We start from the raw sequence: 21,822 nt of genomic DNA, 5'->3' as shown, positions 1-21,822 counted from the left end.
CCGCAAGCGCACGGGGCCGCGCCCCCTCCGAACGTGCAGGGTCGGCCCGCCGCGCCGGCTCCGCACGGTGCGGCGCCTCCGCGGCAGGGGCACGAAGGCCACCCGCCGCACGTCGAACGGACCAAGGTACTGCGCCGCGACGGCGCCGATCCGCACGCGCAGCCACTCGCGTATTCGCAGGTGCCGCAGGAAGCGCCGCCGCGGATGCACAAAGCAGAACCGGAGTACGCGCCGACGCAGCAGCCAGAGCCGTTCCACGAACCCGTCCCCCGCAAGCACGCCCCGAGCCCGCGGCCCCGTCGCGGTACGCCTCCGCCACCGGCCGCGCCGCCGACCGCCGGTCGCGCACCGCGCCCGCGACGCAAACGGCATCCGTTCCGGTGGTTCCTGGTGTTCTTGCTTGTCCTCGTCGTCGCCTCGGTCGCCGGGGTGATGAACCTCGACGGCAAGCTGACGCGCATCGACGCACTGGCCGGATACACCGACCGGGTCGGCGACACGCCCGGCACCAACTGGCTGCTCGTCGGCTCCGACGGTCGCGGCGGGCTCTCCACCGAACAGGAGCAGGAGCTGGCCACCGGCGGCGACGTCGGCCCCGAACGCACCGACACGATCATGCTGGTGCACATCCCGAAGTCGGGCCGCACCACCTTGGTCAGCCTGCCGCGCGACTCGTACGTCGGCATCCCCGGCCACGGCAAGGACAAGCTCAACGCCGCCTTCGCCTTCGGCGGCCCGCAGTTGCTCGTGCAGACCGTGGAAGGCGCGACCGGCCTGCGCATCGACCACTACGCGCAGATCGGGTTCGCCGGTTTCGCCGGCATCGTCGATACGCTTGGCGGCATCGATGTCTGCGTGCCCAAACCGATCGACGACCCGCTCGCGGGCATCGACCTGGAGGCGGGCTGCCAGAAGCTGGACGGACCGGAGTCGCTCGGTTTCGTGCGCAGCAGGGCGACCGCGCTGGCCGACATCGACCGGATGAACAACCAGCGCCTCTTCATGGCCGCGCTGTTGCAGAAGGCGACCAGCGGCGCGACCCTGGCCAATCCGTTCAAGCTGTGGCCGTTGGCGACCGACACGGCGGGCTCGCTGAAGGTCGACGAGGACGATCACATCTGGGATCTCGGGCGTCTCGGCTGGGCGATGCGCGGCGACACGGTGGCGACGACGGTGCCGGTCGGCGGTTTCGACGATGTCGACGGCAGCGGCAACGTGCTGCTCTGGGACAAGACGAAGGCGAGCGCGTTCTTCGACGCACTCGCCGACGACAGATCCATCCCGGAGGAACTGCTCACGCGGTAGCGTCGAAGCATGTCCGACACCGATGGCGCCCAGCCCTTCCCGGCCTTGCTGCGCGATCAGATCCGGCACGGCTTCACGGTCGCGCAGCAGTATCTCGCCGCCGCGGTCTACTTCGACTCGCTGCGGCTGCCGCAACTGGCCCGACATTGCTACACCCGCTCCGAGGAGCATCGCTCGCACGCGATGCGCATGGTGCAGCACCTGCTCGACCGGGATATGGAGGTCCGGGTCGGCGGTCTCGACTCGATCCGCTCGGACTTCGAATCTCCGCGCGCGGCGACGGCGTTCCTGCTCGAAGCCGAGCGCACCTGCACCTCCCAGGTGACGGCGCTCGCGAAGGCGGCGCGGGAGGGCGGGGATTACCTCGGCGAGCGGTTCGTGCAGTGGTTCTTGAAAGAGCAGGTGGACAACGTCGCCGGGATGACGACGCTGCTCACGGTGATCGATCGGGAAGGTAACCTGTTCGACGTCGAGCAGTTCGTGGCGCGCGAGGTGCGCGCGCCCGCGAAGCCGGGCAATTCCGCTCCGAAAATGGCAGGCGCGGCAAACAATTAATTAGGCAACACTAGCCTCAATAAGGGTGCACTTGGATGACATGCGCCCTGACCAGCGATAATGTGGCGTCATGTCCAGCAATCCGGAGTCCCCACGCAGCAAATTCCACAGCCTGCTCCACGACCAGATCCGGCACGAATTCAATGCCGAACACCAATACATCGCGATCGCGGTGTGGTTCGACAATGCGGATCTGCCTCAGCTGGCGAAGCGGTTCTACGCGCAGGCCGTGGAAGAACGTAATCACGCGATGATGATCGTGCAGTACTTCCTCGACCGGGATATCAGCGTCGACCTTTCCGGCGTCGATGCGGCGAAGTCGCATTTCGACAATGTCCGGGAACCGATCGCCCTCGCTCTCGCCCAGGAGAAGACCGTCACCGAGCAGATCGTCCAGCTGGCGAGCACGGCCCGGGAAGAAGGCGATTACCTCGGCGAGCAGTTCATGCAGTGGTTCCTGAAGGAGCAGGTCGAGGAGGTCGCGCATATGACGACGTTGCTCAACATCGCCGACCGCGCAGGATCGAATCTGTTCGATCTGGAGAATTTCATCGCGCGGGAGATGAGTACTCCTTCCGACACCTCTGGCGCGCCCTCGACAGCGGGCGGACACATTTAAAAAGGTGTCCCGGCAAACAGGCCCAGCTCTTCGCGACGAGCTGGGCCTGTTTCGACCGAGATGGTTGCCTCAGCTGGCGCTCAACGAGCTGAGCAGCGTCTTGAGCAGCGCAAGAATGGCTTCCATGATGTTCCTACTTTCCTCATCTGTGCGGTGAGGCAATCCTCACCATCACCAGTAACGGTGATGTTCAGAACCTAGCTCTTCACAGAGTCTGAAAGAGGCGTTTTTCACAAAATTCCTCCGAAAACTTTCGGAGTCAGCGCAAGGTGACCTGACGCGAACGCAGGCCGTCACGCGAACGACGCTCCTCCGAGGTGAGCGGCGCGTCGGTGCCGAGCGCGGCCAGCAGGCGAGCGCCGAATTCGGCTGCGGGCGCGGTCCATTCGCTGGGGTGGCGCTCCGGATCCAGGTCGAACACCGGCACCAGCAGTCCGTGCGTACGGAACGAACCGGCGAAACGCGAACCCTCGCCCATGTGCAGCCCGCCCGAGGCGTGCAGCCGGGCCAGCGCGAGCATCAGGTCGTCCTCGTTCTCCGGACGCACCCACCGCACGTGCGCCTTCTCACCCGCGTCGACCCACCAGGCCGCGCCGACGGAATCGACCCCGAGCTCCAACCGCGCCGACGGCATGATCGCCTGCTTGGCCTGTTCGATCGTCGCGGCCACCTGCGGATCGGGCGTCACGCCTTCCGGCACCCACCAATCGAAGTCCTGGTGCACGACGAGGTCGAGGGCGGCGCCGGGATCGATCACGTCGGCAAGGCGCGGACCGCCCGCGACGCTCTCGACGGAGGTGAGCGAGTCGCCGGGCTCGGCGGACTGGGTCCACAGGATCGCGGCGGCGAGATCGGCGGCCGGGTCGTCGCCCTGGAACTGAACCTGGGTGGCGACGTAACCGGTCGGCTGATCGCCCGCGCGCACCAGCGCGGCCACGGCGCCGGGCAGCACCGTGGCGAGCACGACGGAACGCTCGGCGGCCACCTCGGGCGCCAGCTTCAGCGTCGCGGTCGCCGACGGCACGAACTCCCGCAGTGCGACCAGATCGCATTCCGCGGCCAGCCCCTCGAACGGCCGGGTGACGACCTGAGCCGCCTGCTCCAGCGCCGCCTTACGCTCGGCGAGACGCTGCGCCCGGTTCCCTCCGGGCTTCGGACTGTTGCGCTTGCTCTTACCCACGAGGGCTCAAACTACAGGGTGCTGTGACCGTCGCCGCAATGCGCCACGGCGCGGCACGCGCGGAATGCCGAACCGCTCGGCGAACTCGATTCAGGCGGCGGCGAGCAGGGTCTTCGTGCGGCCAGGGTGGTTGGTCGCGACCCAGCTGACGCCGAGGTCCGCGCACAGGCGCACGTCCTTGGGATCGTCCACGGTCCAGCAGTAGGTGGCGCGGCCCGCGGCGGCGGCCTTGTCCACCAGATCCGGATGCTCGCGCAGCGTCTTCACCGAAGGACCGACGGCCGTCGCGCCGACGGTGGTCGCCGCACCGCCGCCGAGGTAGCGCGAGGACTCGCCGAGCAGCACCGTGGGCAGCAGCGGCGCGGCGCGGCGGATACGCCACACCGCGGTGGCCGCGAACGACATCACCACGGCGCGTGAATGATCCGCCGACGCCGGCGTGGCGATGCCGAAGCGCTGGAGCTCGGCGAGCAGCTTGTTCTCCACCAGCGCGCCGTAGCGGACCGGGTGCTTGGTCTCGATGAAAAGCTTGGTCGGCCTGCTGCGCCAGTCGAGCACCAGCTCGATGAGCTCGCTGAGGGTGAGCACGGAGGCGGGTTCGCCGTCGGCGCCGAAATCGAGCGAGCGCAATTCGTCCAGCGTCATCTCGCTGACCAGTCCGGAGCCGGTGGACGTGCGGTCGACCGTGCGATCGTGCACGCAGACCAGATGTCCGTCCCTGGTCAGCCGGACGTCGCACTCGACGCCGTCGGCGCCCTCTTGGAGCGCGAGATCGTACGCGGCGAGCGTGTGCTCCGGGAGCGCCGCCGAGGCGCCACGGTGCGCGACGACGAACGGTGCGCGACTGCTCTGGCTCACTTGGCCATGACCTCCTCGTGCTGAACAGCACCGTTGTCGGTATCCAGATCATCGGCGATCTCGGCGTCCGCCGCATTTCGCGCCTCGGTGGTGCGCGCGGCGCCGCCCGGATGAACCGGCTCGATGACCGGTACCGCCGGGTCGACCGCGACCACCCAGCGGCGGGCCAGCCTCACCCTGCCGAACAGGTCGCGGCCGTCGAGCAGCCGCAGCATCCAGAGCGTCAGCACCGTCACGGCGGCGGCGACCGCGTCCGTCCACGCCGTGAACAGGACGCCGTCCGCCTTGACCTGCAGCGAGTCGGCCGTCCGCCAGATCAGCGCCGCCGCGGCCATCAGTCCGCCGAAGACCCAGGCGCACCACCAGATCCGGATCGCGCGCAGCGCCCTCGGGTCGGCGCGCGCCACGGCGATCTCGGTGAGGAAGACCCCCGGCCACACCAGGTTGACCACCGGGATCAGGCAGCCGAGCACGAGCAGCGGCACCGGACGGGAATCGCGGCGGCCCACCCGCGCGAACACCGCGCTCCTGGTCTCGATCAACCAACCGAGCAGAGCGATGCCGCTGCCGAGCGCGAGGGCCAGCGCCAGCGCCGACGACCCGGTGAGTAGCCAGTCCGAGAACCGCAGCACCAGCGGGTCGATGAGACGCGTCCGGTTGACCAGCAGAATCACATAGCGCACCAGTTCGGCGACCGCGGCCAGCGCGAACATCCCCGCGGTGCCGAGCAGCAACGGCGTGACCCAGCTCGCCAGCGCCGCGGCGCGACCGCGCGACGCGGCCGTGGCCGAAGCGGGCGTCTCGTCGCGCAGGCCCCAGCGCGGGATCTGCGTGTAGCGCGGTGTCGGTGCGGGGGGCCTGCGTCGCGGCGCCGCGACGGGTCTGCCGTTCCGGTGATCGGGGCGGCGCGCGACCCAGCGATAGTTACGCCGTTCGGCGGGCGCGTCGATGGGGGCGGGTGAGAGCAGCACGCCGTGGCAGCGGGGGCACCAGTGCATCGGTGTGCCGTGCACGGCCCACCGCGCGCCGCAGCGGGCGCAGGGTTGCAGCACGGTACTCACAGCATGTCCTTCGCTCGCCCTGCGTTGTCCCGCGGGCTGCCGCTTCCCGGCCTGACGCTCATTGCCTGGGCACCTCGCTCTTCCGTCAGTAGATTTTGGCCGGATGGTCGCCCTCGGCGACCAGCGGGCGACCGATCCGCTGCCAGGCCACCATCCCGCCGGTCACCTGGACCACTTCGAAACCGATGTAGGCCAGATACTTCGCCACCTCGATGGACCGGCCGCCCTGCCTGCAGATGACGTAGACGTCGGCGTCGTAGTCCAGCTCGTCGGTGCGCGCCGGCACGTCGACCATCGGGATGTGGATCGCGCCTGGGGCGTGCCCGAGCTGCCATTCGTCGTCTTCGCGCACATCGAGCAGAATCGCCCGGACCGGGTCCGGCCGCTCGCCGTGGTCGAATTCGCCGGGCAGGTCTTCCACCGACACCGACGGAATCTCGGGGCTCGTCACGATACGATCCTGCCATGATCGCCGCACCGCCGGGGATCAGGCGTACTTCCCGCATTCGGTCCGGTCCGGCGGGGGTTTTCGGGCGGACTACCGGGCGGGCTCGCGGCGGGGTCCGCGCGGCTCAATAGGGCCGGTAGCGGGGCAAACCGTATCGCCAGGGGGTTGCGGGCTCGGCACTGGGCCGGACTATTTCATACCCGAAGTCCGTTTCCGCCGCGGTTGACATAACCTCGCCCCACTCTCCCACCACCTGTGCATATCTTCACCGAAGTTATCCACACAATCCACAACCTGATCCACAGGCGGTGCCTATCACTATCCGGGACAGTCACAGGGCGCGACTATAAGCAAACGTCACGCGAACCCAATCCCTTCCACGCGGAACGGGATCGGGACCCACACGGCCCTGTCCAGCTCATCCTCAGCGAAGCGGGGGTCTCCGAACGACCGATCCGGGACTCCCCTCCTTGTCCATCCCGGAGCGGTCGTTCGCCGCTGCCTCGGAACCGCGGCCGAGCGGGTCCCGACATCTACTTGGACGGTGCGCCGGACGATTCGGTTCCAAAAAAACGACAACACTAGTGAAAAACTCAAATACCGGGCTTCAGCGGGGGTCGTCGGTAGCCTGGGTGCATGAACGCGCGCAGGGGGCTATTCGACGGATTGGATTCGACCGGACTCAACACCGCGATCTCCGAGGCGACCTGTCTCGGGCTCGAGGTGGATACCAAGGCGGCCACACTGCGCCTGGATCTGACAGTCATGACGGTGCCCGCCGACGGCGCCGCGCCACAGGACCATCAGGTCCGGCTCGACTTCACCGGCGTCAGCCGAGTCGCCGCTTCGCTGCGCATCCAGCGCTGGGACGACATCGAGGCCCAGATACTTCCGCTCGAGCTCGACGGCCTCGACGAGGCGATCCGCAGCTTCGGCGGCGGCCGCCTGCACGGCTGGGAATTCATCGACGTGGACGACAGCGGCTGGTCGCTCTGGCGGGAACTGCTCAGCTTCGACACCAAGATCGACGATCACACCCCGTCGCACGTGCTGGAGTTCTCCCAGGAGGAGGGCATCGACCCGCGCGAACTCGACGTGCGTGTGTGGTTCGACAGCGTCACCGTGTACGACGCAAAGGGCGAGGAGATCGCGCCCGCCGACTTCATCGCGGGCGGCGTGCGCTGGTGGAAGGCCCATGACGCGGGCGATCCGCGCACAATCCGCCCCGGCGTCGTGCCGCCGCTGTAAACCGAACCACGGCGACCGCCGCGCGTCCGATCACACCGGATGCGCGGGTTCGCCTTCCGCACAGTACTTTTCAGGCCCCGAGCCCGACCGGACAGGTCACGCCCGTGGCGTGCACCGGGCAGTAACCGCCGGGGTTCTTCGCGAGATACTGCTGGTGGTAGCCCTCGGCGTAATAGAACCCGGACAGATTCGGCGCTGGACCCGCTTTCGGTGTGGGCAGGGGCGTGATCTCGGTGGTGATGGACCCGTATCCCGCCTCGGCGAGCCGCTTTCCGTACGTCTCCGCGGTGCTTCTGGCCAGGGCGGCCTGTTCGTCGCTCAGCGTGTAGATCGCCGAGCGATACTGCGTGCCGCGGTCGTTGCCCTGACGCATGCCCTGCGTCGGATCGTGGTCCTCCCAGAAGTGTTTCAGCACGGCGGTGTAATCCAGCACCGCGGGATCGAAGACGACGAGCACCGCCTCGGTGTGCCCGGTGCGGCCGCTGCACACCTCCTCGTAGGTGGGGTTCGGCGTGTATCCGCCCGCGTAGCCGACCGCGGTCGTATAGACGCCGTCGAGCTCCCAGAAGCCCTTCTCTGCGCCCCAGAAACAACCCATCCCGAGGACCGCCACCCGCATGTCGTCGGGAAACGGCGGACGGATGGGATTGCCGTTCACGAAATGGGTATCCGGCACCAGAATTGGTTCCTCCCGGCCAGGGAGCGCCTGCTCGGGCGTCACCATCGCCGGCTCCGGGAGACGGATCCGTCCGACCAGTTCGTCGAAGAACGACATGGTTTCGATGCTACTCACCAATGATCGTGCTCGAATCACCCTTCTGCTCACGCCGGAACCAACCACTGCGTTATCGATCGATCTCCGATGGAATGAGGGGGCACACGGCCCGGTTGGAACCGAGCGGGTGTACGAATGATGGTTGGAAGCGCTCGAATCTCCGAGCGTCACAGCCCGACAACTGAGAAAGGGACATCGTGGCTGAGTACACGCTGCCAGATCTGGATTACGACTACAGCGCCCTGGAGCCCCACATCTCCGGGCAGATCAACGAGCTGCATCATTCCAAGCACCACGCCGCCTACGTTGCGGGCGCGAACACCGCACTCGAGAAGCTCGAGGCGGCTCGCGAGTCCGGCGATCACGGCGCGATCTTCCTCTACGAGAAGAACCTCGCGTTCCACCTCGGTGGCCACGTGAACCACTCCATCTGGTGGAAGAACCTTTCCCCCAACGGCGGTGACAAGCCGGTCGGCGAGCTGGCCGCCGCGATCGACGACCAGTTCGGTTCGTTCGACAAGTTCCGCGCGCAGTTCACCGCGGCCGCCAACGGCCTGCAGGGCTCCGGCTGGGCCGTGCTCGGCTACGACACCCTCGGCCAGAAGCTGCTGACCTTCCAGCTCTACGACCAGCAGGCCAACGTCCCGCTCGGCATCATCCCGCTGCTGCAGGTCGACATGTGGGAGCACGCCTTCTACCTGCAGTACAAGAACGTCAAGGCCGACTACGTGACCGCGTTCTGGAACGTCGTCAACTGGGAAGACGTGCAGGAGCGCTTCGCCCGCGCCATCAGCCAGGGCAAGGGCCTCATCTTCGGGTGAGTCTCCGCGCGCCGAGGCGCGCGGCTGGAGGCCCGCCGGGTAGTGGAATCGCCCGGCGGGCTTTTTCGTGTCCGCTGCCCGATCCGCGCATGCACTGCCGGGTTAGCACTCATTGGTACTTGTGTGCCAGTTGATTCGTGAGTCATCCTCTGAATCCATACAGTTCGAGGACGGGCAAGGCCGCCCCGGTTTCATCTCGGGAGGCACGATGCGGACCAACGGGCCGATCGGCGTCACGCCGTTCCACTCGCGCGGATCGCTGCGCGGGTTCGTCATTTCCGGTCGCTGGCCGGACACCACCAAGGAATGGGCGCAGGTCCTGGTGCTAGCCGTGCGGGTGGCGAGCCTGCCCGGCCTGCTCGCCACCTCCACCGTCTTCGGCGTCCGCGAGGACCTGCCCGACGACCCGGAGCCGGGCACGGTCGGGCTGGTGCTGGCCGAGGGCACGGTGCTGGGCGAACAGGCGCTCGAGCCTGGCCGGTTCGCCGATCACGTGCCGCCCGCGCTGCTCATGCTGCATCCGCCGTCGGAGACCCGCCCGACGCTGCCCGAATGCACGGGCGCGGCCTCCGGCTGCGTGCTGCTGCCCGGCGTGCCGCATCTGGGACTGGAACACCGCGCCGCGTGGGTCGAGGCGGAATCCGACGGCACCGTCACCTCGCTGGTCAGCCGGGTCGGGCTGGACCCGATCAGCGATCCCGATACCGCCGTGCTCGCGATGCTGCTCGCGGCCTGAGGATCGCCCATCGAAGCTCGGCGAATGCGGACGCCGATGCGTCGCTCGGCTGCGGCCTCGAACACTTTCGGGCACAGACATATTCGCGCGCGTTGGTGGTTTGCGAGGGGGCTACGCAGTTAGCCTGTCACGGTCGAAAGGATCGTGGAACATGTCCGGTAATCCCCTCGCAGCCGCCGAACCGTGGGACTTGGTCGCCGACGGCTACGCCGAATCCGCGCTCGCGATCATGGCTCCGTTCTCCGACCGCGCACTCGAACTCGCCGATCTACCCGCCGACGCGCGCGTCATCGATGTCGCGGCCGGGCCCGGCACGCTGAGCCTGCCCGCCGCGGCGCGGGTGCGCAGGGTGCAGGCCGTGGATTTCGCCGAGCACATGCTCGAACGCCTCAGCGACGCCGCGCGGGCAGCCGGTATCACCAATATCGATGTGCGAGTTGGCGACGGTCAGGCGCTGCCGTTCGAGGACAACGGCTTCGACGCGGGCTTCTCGATGTTCGGCCTGATGTTCTTCCCTGATCGGATCAAAGGCTTCGCCGAATTGTTCCGGGTGTTGCGACCCGGCGGTGTCGCGGTGGTGTCGAGCTGGGCGCCGGTGGCCGAATCCCCTTTGATGCGGATGATGTTCGGCGCGTTGGCCGCGGCCGATCCGACCGTGCAGGAGCCGCAGCCGAACTTCCTCAGCCTGGAGAATCCGGAGGTCTTCGCCACCGAGATGCGCGAAGCGGGGTTCGCCGGGGTGTCCATCCAGCGGCACACCACGTCGGTGTCCTATCCGGACGGGGACCGGCTGTGGGAGGAGATGTCGCGCAGCAGCGCGCCGATGATGCTGATGCGACGCTCGATCGGTGAGGACGCGTGGGCCGCGCGCTCCGAGGCGATGCGGGCCTACCTCGCCGAGAACTACCGGCCCAACACCCCGCTGGCCACCACGGCGTTCCTCGGCACCGGCCACAAGCCCTGACCTGATCACGCAACCTGATCACGCAACCGAAAAGGCCGCCCCCGAAGCGAATCGGAGGCGGCCTTCGCGTGGCGGGCCGATTACCGCGGCGCCATGCGCAGCGCGCCGTCCATGCGGATGGTCTCGCCGTTCAGGTAGTCGTGCTCGACGATGTACTGCGACAGCTGGGCGTACTCGTCCGGGCGGCCGAGACGCGACGGGAAGGGCACGCCCGCCTCGAGACCCTTGCGGTACTCCTCGGTGACGCCCGCCAGCATCGGGGTGTCGATGATGCCGGGGGCGATGGTGTTCACGCGGATGCCGAACTGCGCCAGGTCGCGCGCGGCCGGAACGGTCATGCCGTGCACGCCGCCCTTGGAGGCGGAGTACGCGATCTGGCCGACCTGGCCCTCGAACGCCGCGACGGACGCGGTGTTGATGACGACGCCGCGCTGGCCGTACTCGTCGACCGGATCGGTCTTGGCGATGGCGTCGGCGGCCAGCCGCATGACGTTGAAGGTGCCGAGCAGGTTCACGGTGATGACGGTGCGGAACAGCTCCAGATCGTGCGGGCCGTTCTTGGACAGGATGCGACCGGCCCAGCCGACGCCGGCGCAGTTGACCACGATGCGCAGCGGCGCGCCCGACTCGACCACCTTCGCGACGGCGGCCGCGACCTCGTCGTTGCTGGTCACGTCGGCCGGAATGAGGGTGACCCCGGCGGGCACGTTGTCACCGGCGCGCTCGATCGACTGCGGCACGTCCAGGCCGAACACAGTGGCGCCGAGCTCGGCGAAACGCTTGGCGGTGGCGGCGCCGAGGCCGGATGCGCCTCCGGTGACGATGGCGGCGGAACCCGAAATCTCCACGATGGTCCTCTCGTTCGTGACAGCCAGTTGGCCCTCTGTCAATTGCACACTAATAGATGCCGCGGGCCGAAGTCCGTCCCCCGACCCGGGCATCGGCCGCGTAGTCTCGTGAGAGACAATGCACGATTGTCTCTCACGCCCCGTTCGAGTCGAAAATATTTGCGAACATCACTGTTCATCGGTGGTATCGTCGCCGCATGAAGCTGTTCTCCGGCCAAGACGTCGCCGGTAGAAGGGTGTTGATCACCGGGGCCGCGCGAGGCATCGGGGCCGCGCTGGCCAAGCAGCTGCACGCGCACGGAGCGTCGGTCGCGCTGCTCGGCCTCGAACCCGATCTGCTCGCCGAGGTGGCGCGCGAATGCGGCGACGCGCCGTGGCGCTATTGCGATGTCGGCGACCATGCCCAGGTCGAGCGTGTGGTGACGACGCTGGCGAGCGAGCTCGGCGGCCTGGACGTGGTGGTCGCGAACGCCGGGGTCGCGAAGCAGCTGGCGCTGATCGGCGGAGATCCCTCGATCATGGAGGAGACGCTGGCGGTGAACGTGCTCGGCGTGTACTACACGCTGCGCGCCGCCGGTCCGCACATCTGCCATCCACGGGGTTACGCGCTCATCGTCTCGTCACTGGCCGCCGCCGTCAATCTTCCGCTGGCGGGCGCGTACAGCGCGTCGAAGGCGGGCGTCGAGGCGCTCGGCCACACCCTGCGCCACGAGATCAGGCACACCGGCGCCAAGGTCGGCGTCGCGTACTTCGCCGAACTGGACACCGACATGACCAGCCGCGGTTTCGGCACGGCCGCGGCACGCGCCATCCTCGGCCGCTCCACCGTCTCGGGCGTAGCGCCGCTCGGACCCGCCATCGATGCCACCGAACGGGCCATCGCGCGCCGTCGGCGCCAGACCGTCTCGCCGTGGTGGGTGGCGATAGTGCTGCCGTTCCGCCCACTCGCCCAGCGCATCGTCGACGCCGCGCTGCGCCGCGGGGTGGCCGAGGCGCTGGAGATCGCCCGCGCCGAGGACGCGCCCTTCACCACCGATCAACCGAGCAGGCCACGCAGAATGGAGCGACCCGCCTGACGGGCGCGGCGCCGAGCGAACGGCGCCGTTCCCGTCGAAAACCAGTGCCCGCCGAACATCTGCCCACCGAACCATCCGGAGCCACCGCATGACCGACACCCCAGGCACCGCCCGCCAACTCCCCAGGGGCAGGCACGGTTTACCTCGGGAGCAGGTGATCGCGTCGCAACGGGACCGGATCCTGGACGCGATGGCCGAGACGATGGCGGTCACCGGCTACGTCGGGACCTCCGTCGCGGCCGTCCTCAAACTGGCAGGCGTTTCCCGGGAGACCTTCTACGAGCAATTCCGTTCCAAGGAGGACTGTTTCACCGCCGCCTACGAGCGGGCCGTCGAGCGGCTGGTCGTCCGGATCGCGGCGGCATCAGGACCGCTGGAGGACGAGAACGGCCAGGGCGGAACGCATCTGCACCGGATGGAGCGCCTGCTCGACGCGTATTTCGAGGGGCTGATCGAGGACCCCGCCTACGCCAGGCTCTACCTGGTCGAGGTCTACGCGGTGGGTTCCGACGCTTTGGCGCGCCGCGCGCAACTCCAGGACTCGTTCGTCGCGTTGATCGCCGAAGTGCTCGACGCCCGCACCGAGGAACAGCGGTTCGCCTGTCAGACCTTCGCAGCAGCGGTGAGCGCTATGGTTACCGCGCGGATCGCCGCGGCCGATCTGGAAGGGCTGCGGGGGCTTTGCGCGCCGTTGCTGGACATGGTGCGGCGCAGCGGAGACCTGTACGGCTCGGCGATGACCGAGGAAGTGCGCGCCTCAACTCGGTGACTGGGTCTCGCGCGCTCGGTCCATGACGGGAGCTTCGGCCTTCGGCTCCACCCGCGAGCGCCGCGTCAGGAACACCACCGCGACCACCGCAGGAACGACAGCCGCCAAGCCGGCACCCGCCAGCACGCCCAGCGACGGCGCTGCCGCACCGAGCAACGTGGCGCTTCCGAAGTACAGGAACAGCAGGCCGGAGCAGATGCCGATCAGGCGTTCGGGCAGGTGCTTGCCCACCGCGATGCCGACCGCGATGGCGAGGGCGTCGGCGGCGACCATGCCGATGGTGGAGCCGAGCCATACGCCGAACCAGCTGTTGTCGGTGGCGAGGGCGGCCGTGGCGAACATGGTGCGGTCGCCGAGTTCGGCGAGCAGGAAGGCCGAGAGGACGACGAGGAACGGGGCGGCGGTCGAGCGGGGCGGGCGCGGCTCGTCGTCATCGTCGGGAGCGCCGAAGTGTTCGCGCAAGGACCACAGGCCGACGGCCAAGAAGGTGAGGGCGGCGACCAGTGAGATGGCCCGGGTGGGCAGGGCCGCGCCGAGGAAGTAGCCGACGGCGACCGAGATCAGGTGCACGCCCGCGGTGGCGGTCGCGATGCCGCCGATAACCACCCACCAGCGATAGCGCAGCGCGAACGTCAGCGCCATGAGCTGGGATTTGTCTCCGAGTTCGGCGAGGAAGACGATGCCGATACTCAGCAGGATGGTGGCGATCATGTGTGGCGTACTCCCGGTCTCCGGCCTGCCTGCCGGAGATCTGGGTACGCCTCCGGCCGACAACGTGGGTTGTTCAGGCCGAAGGTCTCGCCCACCGGATGAAAACCCGGTTCACACAACCGGACCCGAGCCTCGGGAGGCAGCGGGCCAGTATGTCGACTGCGTGATTGGGGGCTACTCCCCTTCGCTGTCTCCGACCTTACCCCAGCAACCTCGGCGACGCCAACTCGCTGTAAGCCAAATCGCAATGCGCACAATAAGTTTGGAGCACCTGTCGACCAGTTTCGGTAACCCTTATTAACCGGGCAGCAAACCCTTATCGCCGAGGCAGGGATGCTGAACGAAGGCATCCGGGAACCCGTCCGGGAACGACGAAGGCCCCTCCCGATGCGGGAGGGGCCTTCGAGGAGTGCGTTTACAGAGTGCGGGTGAGTCGGTCGGTGAGGATGTGCGCGAAGCGAGCCGGGTCCTTCAGTTCGCCGCCCTCGGCGAGCACCGCGGTGCCGTAGAGCAGTTCGGCCGTCTCGGTGAGTTCCGGAACCTTGCCTTCGTCCGCGTCCTGCTTGCGGGTGTCGTAGGCGTCGCGCAACCCGGTGACCAGCGGATGGGTCGGATTGAGCTCGAGGATGCGCTTGGTCTCCGGGAGGATCTGGCCCGAGGCGCGGTACATCCGCTCCAGCATCGGCGTGAAGTCGAAGACATCACCGACCAGGCAGGCGGGCGAGGTGGTGAGCCGGTTGGTCAGGCGCACCTCCTTGACGCTCTCGTCGAGGGTCTTGCCGAGCCAGGTCAGCAGCTCGGCGAAGTCCTTGTCCTGCTGCTCGCGCAGCGCCTCGGACTCCTTCTTCTCCTCCTCGGTCTCCAGATCCACCTCACCCTTGGCGATGGACTGGAACCGCTTGCCGTCGAACTCCGGCACGGAACCGACCCACATCTCGTCGACGGGATCGGTGAGGATGAGCACCTCGAGCCCCTTGGCCTGGAGCGCCTCCATGTGCGGGGAGCTCACCACCTGCTGGCGGGACTCGCCCGTCATGTAGTAGATGGCGTCCTGGCCGTCCTTCATCCGCTCGACGTACTGCGCGAGCGTGGTCAGCTCGGTCTCGGAGTGCGTCGAGGAGAACGAGGAGACCTGCAGGATGGTGTCGCGGTTGTCGAAGTCCGAGAGCAGGCCCTCCTTGAGGACGCGACCGAACTCCTTCCAGAAGGTCTGGTACTTCTCCTGATCCTCGGCGCCCTGCAGTTCCTTCACCGTCGAGAGCACCTTCTTCACCAGGCGCTTGCGGATCATCTGGATCTGCCGGTCCTGCTGCAGGATCTCGCGGGAGACGTTGAGCGAGAGATCCTGCGCGTCCACCACGCCCTTGACGAAGCGCAGGTACTCCGGCATCAGCTCTTCGCAGTTGTCCATGATGAACACCCGCTTGACGTAGAGCTGCACGCCGCGCTTGTGCTCGCGGGTGAACAGGTCGAACGGCGCGTGCGACGGAATGAACAGCAGCGCCTGGTATTCGAACGTGCCCTCGGCCTTGAGCGGAACGATCTCCAGCGGGTCGTCCCACGCGTGGCTGACGTGCTTGTAGAACTCCTTGTACTCCTCTTCGGAGACCTCGCTCTTCGGACGCGTCCAGAGCGCCTTCTGCGAGTTGAGGGTCTGCTCCTCGAGGACCGTCTTCTCCTGCTTGTCCTCCCCCTCGCCCTCGGTGACGGTCCGCTCGACCTGCATGCGGATCGGCCAGGCGATGAAGTCGGAGTACTTCTTGACGATCTCCCTGAGCTTCCACTCCAGGGTGTAGTCGAAGAGGTGATCCTCCTCGTCGGCGGGCTTGAGCTGGAGCGCGACCGAGGTGCCCTGCGGCGCGTCGTCGACGGCCTCGATGGTGTAGGTCGAGCTGCCCGCGCCCGCCTCCCATCGAGTGCCCTCGGTCTCGCCCGCTTTGCGGGTGGTCAGGGTGACCTTGTCGGCCACCATGAAGGTCGAGTAGAAGCCGATGCCGAACTGGCCGATCAGCTCCTCGGCCGCGGCGTCGGTCTTCGCGTCCTTCAGCTGTCTGCGCAGGTCCGCGGTACCCGACTTGGCGAGGGTGCCGATCAAGTCGACGACCTCCGCGCGGGACATGCCGATGCCGTTGTCACGGACGGTGAGTACCCGGTTGTCCTTGTCGACCTCCAGCTCGATGCGCAGGTCGGACGTGTCGACGTGCAGGTCCTTGTCCTGAAAAGACGCCAGCCGCAGCTTGTCCAGCGCGTCGGACGCGTTCGAGATCAGCTCCCGCAGGAACGTGTCCTTGTTGGAGTAGACGGAATGGATCATCAGCTCGAGCAGCTGATGGGTCTCTGCCTGGAACTCGAGTTGTTCGACGTGCTGAGTCACGTCGCGATGTTACCGCCGCGGACCGACGGCGCGGTTGCGCACCCGATCAGGCGCCCCGGCCGAACGAGGAAGCCGAGCCGCCGCCCGGCAGCTGCGGCACGCGACCGAAATCGGCGAGTGCGGGCACCTCCAGCTCCGCGCAGTGCGGGTTCGGCACCCGCGGCGACATCCATTCGCGCAGGACCTGGGTGGCCCGCACGTCGTCCTCGTTGTATTCGAGCAGCCGGGTGCGCTGGGTGAGGTCGGGCGCGCCGTCGTAGCCGACGGCCTGGCGGTACCAGCTCATCGATGCCTCGCCGCCCGCCTCCGGGTCACGCCAGGAGAAACCGGCGACCGGCGCGATCTTCTTGAGCCCCTTGCCGTTCGGGCAGATGAACTGGTCCGTTACGGCCTGGAACATGTCCACCCACTCGGGTCCGTCCACGAACGCGCGCACCTGCTCCACCGTCGGCACGCCGGGACGTCCCGCGAACCTGCGCGCCGACTCGTACAGCCACTTGTCCTCGGCGGTGCGCGAATAGCAATAGGCGGCAAAGGTTTTCCCGCTCGTCGCGGCCTCGGCGCGCACCGTCATCAGCCAGGTCCAGAACTCGCCGAAGGAACGGCCCTCGTCCTCGGTCGGCAGCGGGTCCCAGGTGACGAACGGCCGGTAGCGCCCGTCGAGCAGGGTGCCCCACAGGTAGGCGCCGTGCTCCTGGAAACTCTCCAGGTCGACATCCACCTCGACGTCGGCGCGGCGCACCTGCACCCGGTCGTAGCGACGCACCAGCGGCGCGCCCGCGAGCCAGGCGCGTGCGGTGACCACGGCCTCGTCGAAGGGGCCGTGCTGCCAGTCCTCCGGGTCCTCGCCGGTCCACGCGGCCAGGTCGTCGATGGTCTCCACGCCGTGGCCGCGCAGCACGTCGGCACGCGAGCCCGGCGCGACCAGGCTGACGTCGCGGTGCTCGGCCAGCCAGCTCTCGCAGCTCGCCCCTTCGACTCCCCTTGTCCACCAAGGGCATTGCCTGCATTCGGGCACCTTGGACGGCACCGTCGGCAGTTCGCCGCGCACCACCGCGATGCGGTCGGCGTAGCGGCGGTCGTATTCGTCGAGCAGCGGGCCCAGGTCGTGCACGAGGATGCGGTCGAAGTGGTAGCCGATGACGCCGCCGACCAGGGACGGGCTGGCCAGCCCGTGGCGCTGCAGCATCCGGTAGAGGTGCGCGAGGCGCTGCTGATCGCGCGGCTGCTGGCGCAGCTTGCGGGCCGGGTCGGGGCGCGGGTCCCAGTGATACGGATCCGAGGTGGTCGGGTGGAAGTCGGCCGGTTCCGGTTTACGCGGATCGGTCACCTTGTGGTTGACCACGATGATCGGGATGTAGCCGCCGCGATCGGGGTCGCGCAGCAGGATCTCCGAACCGCCGCGCCTGCCGGTGTCGGGCTCTTGCGGCAGCAGTCCACCCCAAATGTTCCGCGCCCCAGCGGCGCACGCGCTCATGGTGGCCGCGGCGCGGTCCGACGCCCGCAGCGCGGGGTCGATGATCACCCAGTTGTCCGGATCGGCGGCGACGAGCGCGTCGCGCACCCGGTTGCGATGCGCTGTCGCCGCCTCGCGCCGCTGGCGCACACCCGGATCCTCGAGTATGCCCGTGAGCATCTGCGGATGTGCCGCGTCCAGGTGCAGCCGGTGCCTGCACCCGATCAGCGCTCGCGCGTCGATGAACGCGACCTGCGCGTTCACCGCCGGATCGCGTTCGATCGGCTCGTTTCCGGCCGGCTCGTTCTCGATCGGCGCGTTCTCGATCGGCGCAGCGGCGAGCTCGCCCGACCGGTCCGCGGCCGAGCCGTCCACCTTGCGACCCTCACGGTCACCGCTGCCCGAATACACGTATGCAGTATGGTCCAGACCCCCGACAGGACACGGTGTGCCCTCGCTGCCGCCGCCCTCGACCGGATAAGGTGGGCGCAAACCGCGTGGTAGACGGCAGAGGGCCTCGCGCCGACAGCGCTGCCCTGGCACACAGCATTGACGGAGGGCCTTCCGATGGGGTTGTTCACGAAGCGAAAGCGGCGTCCGAGTCGCCGGGCCGAGGCGAAAGCCCTCAAGCACAAGGCCGCGATCGAGGCCAAGCTGTTCGCCAAGAACGATCGCAAGGCCAAGCGGGCCGAGGCCCGCACCCAGGCCAAGGTCGCCAAGCAGCAGATCGCCACCTTGCAGGCCGAGGAGAAGGCCGCGCAGAAGATTGCCGCCAAGGCCGAGCGTGACGTGTTCAGCGCGAGCCAAGTGCGCAAGTACCTCGGCGTGGCCCGGGTCCTCGTTCCGGTGCTCGCTCCGTTGGCCTACCGCGGCGCCACCTTCGTCCGCGGCCGGCTCGACACCCGGCGCGCGCAGCAGCTCGGCATCGGCATCGACCAGCTCGGTGATTACACCGGGCACGGTGCGAAGCTCCAGGCCCGGCTCGCCAACGCCGAGGCCGCGCTCGGCAAGATCGAGGACAAGGGCGAGGGTCAGAAGTTCGTCATCGCCACCAGGGCCCGGCTCGACAGCCTCGGCGCTGCGGTCCGCACCGCCGAGCAGATGCCCGCCTCGCGCAGGCGCGCCGTGCACACCTCGATCTCGCACGAGCTGTCCGGCATCGAAGCCGATGTGCTCGCCCGCCTCGGCGTGAGCTGAACGCGTCTCCGCGATGAATCCCGGCCCAGGCACCGGCTGGCCGCGCGGCGGCCTGGTCGGCGCGCTGGTCGGCCTGCTCAGCGTCGCCGCGCACGGCGTCGCGGGCGGTCGCTATCCCGATTCGCCGGAATTCGCACTGCTGCTGACGGTTTCGGCGCTGGCGGGATGCGCGGCGACGGGTTTCTCGCGGAGTTCGGACCGCGGCGAATGGCTCGAGGATGTTCGCCGCCGTGCGGGACTGGCGTACGCCGCCGGGCCCGTGTTCGGCGCGCTCGCGGCCGGACAACTCGCCGGGCACGCGGTGCTGACCGGACTGATCGGGCACGCGCACGGCGAGCGAGACGCGCATATCGCGGTCGGCGACGCGCCGCCGGCGGGCTTCCTGCCGACCGGCTGGATGCTGTTCGCGCACCTTCTCGCGACCCTCGTCTGCGTGGTCTCGCTGCTGGCCGCCGAACGTCTCTACGGGATCGTCTCCAGCGCCGTCCGCTCCGCGCTCGGCGGACCGCACCACCTCCCGGTCGCACGATCGAGCCGCTGGTCCGACGCCGGGACATCGACCTACCGCTTTCCGCCGCACGGACCCGCCGGGCCGCGCGCACCACCGGCGTTCGCCTGATCCGCGCACCCCAATTCCTTTCGGACAGAAAGCCTCTCATGCGAAGTTCGCTTTCCCATGCCTGCGGCTCGGTCGCGACCGTCGGCTTCGTGCTGCTCTCCGGCGGTGTCGCCGCCGCGCACGTGACTGCCGACGCGCCGGGCGCCCAGCAAGGCAAGTACTCCGTCGTCACCTTCCGTGTGCCGACCGAATCGGACACCGCCTCGACGACCGCGCTCACCGTCACGCTGCCCAACGTGCGCAGCGCGCGCACCGAACCCATGGCGGGCTGGACGGCCCGCGTCGAGCGCAACGACAAATCCGAGGCCGTCGCGGTGACCTGGACCGCCGACCCTGGCGCGCCCGGCGTCGGCCCCGGCCAGTTCCAGCGTTTCGTCGTATCGCTCGGCCCGCTGCCCGCCGCGGAGACGGTGAGCTTCCCGGCCAAGCAGACCTACAGCGACGGCAAGGTGGTCGACTGGAATCAGCCAGTCGGCCCCGACGGCGCCGAACCGGAGCATCCGGCGCCCACGCTGACCCTCGCGGCAGGCTCGGGCGATCCCGCCGACGGCCACCGCGTCGACAACGGCGCCGCCGCGCAGGCCGACACCGCCGACAACACGGCGCGCTGGCTCGGCGGCATCGGCTTGGCGCTCGGCGCGCTCGGCGCCGCGCTCGGACTCGGCAGCTTGCTCAGGAGGCGCTCATGAAGACCACCCGACGTCTCGGCGCCGCGCTGGTCGCCGTACTGCTGCTCTTCGGCGTGGGACTGGCGACCGCGGGCGTCGCCGCGGCACATTCCGCCGCCGTCGGCAGCGTGCCGGAGGACGGCTCGACGGTGGAAACCAGCCCCGGCCGGATCAGCGTCACCTTCAACGAGGAGTTGCAGCCGAACTTCCCGTCGCTCACCCTCACCGGCCCGGACGGCAACCTCTGGTCCAAGGGCGAGCCGGTCGTCGACGGCAAGACGGTGAGCATCGAGGTGGGCGAGCTCGGCCCGGCGGGCGACTACGTCATCGCCTACCGCGTGACCTCCGCCGACGGTCATCCGGTCAGCGGCAAGCGGACGTTCACGCTCAGTCAGCCGGGCAAGGGCACGCCCGGCCCGCGTGCGGACGCGAAGGGCAGGGCCACCGAGGACGGCGGCTCCGATGGAATCCCGGTGTGGATCTTCGTGCTCGGCGCGGTCGTGCTGTTCGGCGGTGGTCTCGCCATCGCGCTGATCGGTTTCCGCGGCGGTCAGCGCCGATGAGCACGCGGTGAGCAGCGGGGCGACCGGCGTCCGCGAGACGGGAGCGCTGCTGCTGATCGTCCCGGCCGGGCTGCTGGGTGTCGGGTTGGCTTGGCTGCTCACCACGGGATCGGCGCCGGCCGAAGCCGCCGTGCGTGTCCTCGCGGACGGGCTGGGCGCGACGGTGCTCGGACTCGCCGCGCTTCCCCGTCTGCACGAGCGGCTCGCGCCGCCGTGGCGCATGCTCGCCGCACTGGCCGGGGCTTGGTGCGTGATCGAGTTCGCCGTGCTCGTCTTCGAGGCGGCCGAGGTGGTCGGCGTTCCCGCGCGGCGACTGGCGGCCGGGCAGTTCGGCACCTTTCTCACCGAGATCAGCGGCGGTCAGGTCGGCATCGCCATCCTGACCGCGACCGCCGCGGTGGCCGGCTATTCGACGCTGGCCTTCCGCGGCGCCGGCACGGCCTCGACCGACCTGGTGCTGGTGTTCGCGGCGGTCGCCGTCGCGCTGCGCCCGATCACCGGGCACATGTCGCAGCAGGCGTTCGGCTCGGTTCTCGCCGCGATGCACGCGCTCGCGGCGGGAGCCTGGTTCGGACTGCTGGTCGCGCTGGCGTTGGTGGTCCGCACACGCGGCGAATGGGCCGCGACGCTGCCGCGTTATTCGTCGGTGGCGCTGCCGCTGATCGGCGTGGTCGCGGCGACGGGCGTGGTGAACGGACTCGTCCGCCTCGGCGGCCTCGGCCCGCTGCTCGACACCGGGTACGGCCGCATCCTGCTGGCCAAGACCACGGTGCTGACGGTGCTGCTCGCGCTCGGCTGGTGGTGGCGGCGCGGCTGGGTCCGCCTGGCCGCCGACCATCGCATGGACGCGTCGGGCTCGCTGCGCCGCGCGGTGCTCGAGGTCACCATCATGGCCGTGGCCTTCGGTTTGGCGGCGACCCTGGCCGTCACCGCGTGATCCGACGGCGCGACGAAACCCGTTACAGTTGCCC

The 21,822-nt window shown here is 68.7% G+C and carries 23 protein-coding genes; 14 read left to right on the top strand and 9 right to left on the bottom strand.

Annotated elements, in window-relative coordinates:
- The first annotated feature begins 129 nt into the window (after positions 1-129).
- The 3 genes from NX1_RS28970 to NX1_RS28960 all read left to right on the top strand — a co-directional run bounded on the left by NX1_RS28970 (position 130) and on the right by NX1_RS28960 (position 2,479).
- The gene (locus NX1_RS28970) at positions 130-1,305 is read left to right on the top strand and encodes an LCP family protein (protein WP_068066226.1); all 1,176 of its coding nucleotides are present in this window, start codon (positions 130-132) and stop codon (positions 1,303-1,305) included.
- A 9-nt stretch (positions 1,306-1,314) separates the two neighbouring features.
- Positions 1,315-1,860, top strand: a complete 546-nt coding sequence (locus NX1_RS28965) for a ferritin (RefSeq protein WP_068066200.1) — start codon at positions 1,315-1,317, stop codon at positions 1,858-1,860.
- Positions 1,861-1,930: 70 nt separating this feature from the next.
- Positions 1,931-2,479, top strand: a complete 549-nt coding sequence (locus NX1_RS28960; RefSeq protein ID WP_068066197.1) for a ferritin — start codon at positions 1,931-1,933, stop codon at positions 2,477-2,479.
- A gap of 259 nt (positions 2,480-2,738) precedes the next feature.
- Here the strand turns inward: NX1_RS28960 and NX1_RS28955 are convergent, their stop codons facing one another.
- From NX1_RS28955 to NX1_RS28940, 4 genes are all read right to left on the bottom strand, one after another.
- Positions 2,739-3,659, bottom strand: coding sequence for a DUF5926 family protein (locus tag NX1_RS28955; protein ID WP_068066193.1), 921 nt, complete (start codon positions 3,657-3,659; stop codon positions 2,739-2,741).
- 90 nt (positions 3,660-3,749) lie between these two features.
- A complete protein-coding gene (locus NX1_RS28950) occupies positions 3,750-4,517 on the bottom strand; it encodes a glycerophosphodiester phosphodiesterase (protein ID WP_068066192.1) in 768 nt (255 codons plus the stop codon).
- Complete coding sequence (locus tag NX1_RS28945) at positions 4,514-5,578, bottom strand: DUF4328 domain-containing protein (RefSeq protein ID WP_068066189.1); 1,065 nt, start codon at positions 5,576-5,578, stop codon at positions 4,514-4,516. The genes NX1_RS28950 and NX1_RS28945 overlap by 4 nt, the downstream gene beginning before the upstream one ends.
- Before the next feature lie 85 nt (positions 5,579-5,663).
- The gene (locus tag NX1_RS28940) at positions 5,664-6,029 is read right to left on the bottom strand and encodes a rhodanese-like domain-containing protein (RefSeq protein WP_157120166.1); all 366 of its coding nucleotides are present in this window, start codon (positions 6,027-6,029) and stop codon (positions 5,664-5,666) included.
- A gap of 633 nt (positions 6,030-6,662) precedes the next feature.
- On the opposite strand from NX1_RS28940, the gene NX1_RS28935 reads away from it, so the two are divergent.
- Complete coding sequence (locus NX1_RS28935) at positions 6,663-7,274, top strand: hypothetical protein (protein WP_068066186.1); 612 nt, start codon at positions 6,663-6,665, stop codon at positions 7,272-7,274.
- A 70-nt stretch (positions 7,275-7,344) separates the two neighbouring features.
- On the opposite strand, the gene msrA is transcribed toward NX1_RS28935, so the two are convergent.
- Positions 7,345-8,049 carry a peptide-methionine (S)-S-oxide reductase MsrA gene (gene msrA / locus NX1_RS28930; RefSeq protein ID WP_068066183.1) on the bottom strand — a complete coding sequence of 235 codons (705 nt, stop codon included), beginning with the start codon at positions 8,047-8,049 and terminating at the stop codon, positions 7,345-7,347.
- 197 nt (positions 8,050-8,246) lie between these two features.
- On the opposite strand from msrA, the gene NX1_RS28925 reads away from it, so the two are divergent.
- From NX1_RS28925 to NX1_RS28915, 3 genes are all read left to right on the top strand, one after another.
- Positions 8,247-8,870 (top strand): superoxide dismutase, encoded by a 624-nt coding sequence (locus tag NX1_RS28925; protein WP_068066181.1) that lies wholly within the window; start codon positions 8,247-8,249, stop codon positions 8,868-8,870.
- 208 nt (positions 8,871-9,078) lie between these two features.
- Complete coding sequence (locus tag NX1_RS28920; protein ID WP_068066178.1) at positions 9,079-9,606, top strand: peptidase; 528 nt, start codon at positions 9,079-9,081, stop codon at positions 9,604-9,606.
- A 151-nt stretch (positions 9,607-9,757) separates the two neighbouring features.
- On the top strand, positions 9,758-10,570 hold the full coding sequence (locus NX1_RS28915; protein ID WP_068066175.1) for a class I SAM-dependent methyltransferase: 813 nt from the start codon (positions 9,758-9,760) through the stop codon (positions 10,568-10,570).
- A gap of 80 nt (positions 10,571-10,650) precedes the next feature.
- On the opposite strand, the gene NX1_RS28910 is transcribed toward NX1_RS28915, so the two are convergent.
- Complete coding sequence (locus NX1_RS28910) at positions 10,651-11,418, bottom strand: SDR family NAD(P)-dependent oxidoreductase (RefSeq protein ID WP_068066222.1); 768 nt, start codon at positions 11,416-11,418, stop codon at positions 10,651-10,653.
- 197 nt (positions 11,419-11,615) lie between these two features.
- Here NX1_RS28910 and NX1_RS28905 point away from each other — a divergent pair, with 197 nt between their 5' ends.
- Positions 11,616-12,494 (top strand): SDR family NAD(P)-dependent oxidoreductase, encoded by an 879-nt coding sequence (locus tag NX1_RS28905; RefSeq protein WP_068066172.1) that lies wholly within the window; start codon positions 11,616-11,618, stop codon positions 12,492-12,494.
- Between the two features lie 88 nt (positions 12,495-12,582).
- Positions 12,583-13,263 carry a TetR/AcrR family transcriptional regulator gene (locus NX1_RS28900; RefSeq protein WP_068066168.1) on the top strand — a complete coding sequence of 227 codons (681 nt, stop codon included), beginning with the start codon at positions 12,583-12,585 and terminating at the stop codon, positions 13,261-13,263.
- Here the strand turns inward: NX1_RS28900 and NX1_RS28895 are convergent.
- From NX1_RS28895 to NX1_RS28885, 3 genes are all read right to left on the bottom strand, one after another.
- Entirely contained in the window at positions 13,252-13,974 is a 723-nt protein-coding gene (locus tag NX1_RS28895) for a TMEM165/GDT1 family protein (protein WP_068066165.1), read from the bottom strand. The two genes, NX1_RS28900 and NX1_RS28895, sit on opposite strands and share 12 nt — an antisense overlap.
- Before the next feature lie 415 nt (positions 13,975-14,389).
- Positions 14,390-16,348 carry a molecular chaperone HtpG gene (htpG, locus tag NX1_RS28890; RefSeq protein ID WP_068066160.1) on the bottom strand — a complete coding sequence of 653 codons (1,959 nt, stop codon included), beginning with the start codon at positions 16,346-16,348 and terminating at the stop codon, positions 14,390-14,392.
- A gap of 46 nt (positions 16,349-16,394) precedes the next feature.
- Complete coding sequence (locus NX1_RS28885) at positions 16,395-18,068, bottom strand: TM0106 family RecB-like putative nuclease (protein WP_245668720.1); 1,674 nt, start codon at positions 18,066-18,068, stop codon at positions 16,395-16,397.
- Positions 18,069-18,371: 303 nt separating this feature from the next.
- Between NX1_RS28885 and NX1_RS28880 the strand changes: the two genes are divergently transcribed.
- From NX1_RS28880 to NX1_RS28860, 5 genes are read left to right on the top strand one after another with little or no spacing between them, the layout of a single operon-like run.
- Positions 18,372-19,001 (top strand): DUF6474 family protein, encoded by a 630-nt coding sequence (locus tag NX1_RS28880; protein WP_068066154.1) that lies wholly within the window; start codon positions 18,372-18,374, stop codon positions 18,999-19,001.
- A 13-nt stretch (positions 19,002-19,014) separates the two neighbouring features.
- Positions 19,015-19,620, top strand: coding sequence for a hypothetical protein (locus tag NX1_RS28875; protein WP_068066150.1), 606 nt, complete (start codon positions 19,015-19,017; stop codon positions 19,618-19,620).
- 38 nt (positions 19,621-19,658) lie between these two features.
- Positions 19,659-20,309 carry a YcnI family copper-binding membrane protein gene (locus NX1_RS28870; protein ID WP_068066147.1) on the top strand — a complete coding sequence of 217 codons (651 nt, stop codon included), beginning with the start codon at positions 19,659-19,661 and terminating at the stop codon, positions 20,307-20,309.
- Complete coding sequence (locus tag NX1_RS28865; protein WP_068066144.1) at positions 20,306-20,851, top strand: copper resistance CopC family protein; 546 nt, start codon at positions 20,306-20,308, stop codon at positions 20,849-20,851. The genes NX1_RS28870 and NX1_RS28865 overlap by 4 nt, the downstream gene beginning before the upstream one ends.
- 7 nt (positions 20,852-20,858) lie before the next feature.
- A complete protein-coding gene (locus NX1_RS28860) occupies positions 20,859-21,788 on the top strand; it encodes a CopD family protein (RefSeq protein ID WP_068066141.1) in 930 nt (309 codons plus the stop codon).
- Positions 21,789-21,822: the final 34 nt, after the last annotated feature.

The sequence above is a fragment of the Nocardia xishanensis NBRC 101358 genome (genome assembly GCF_001613365.1).
Lineage (GTDB): Bacteria > Actinomycetota > Actinomycetes > Mycobacteriales > Mycobacteriaceae > Nocardia > Nocardia xishanensis.
The sequence above is the reverse complement of the archived record's forward strand: the minus strand, read 5'-3'. Positions and strand labels throughout refer to the sequence as shown.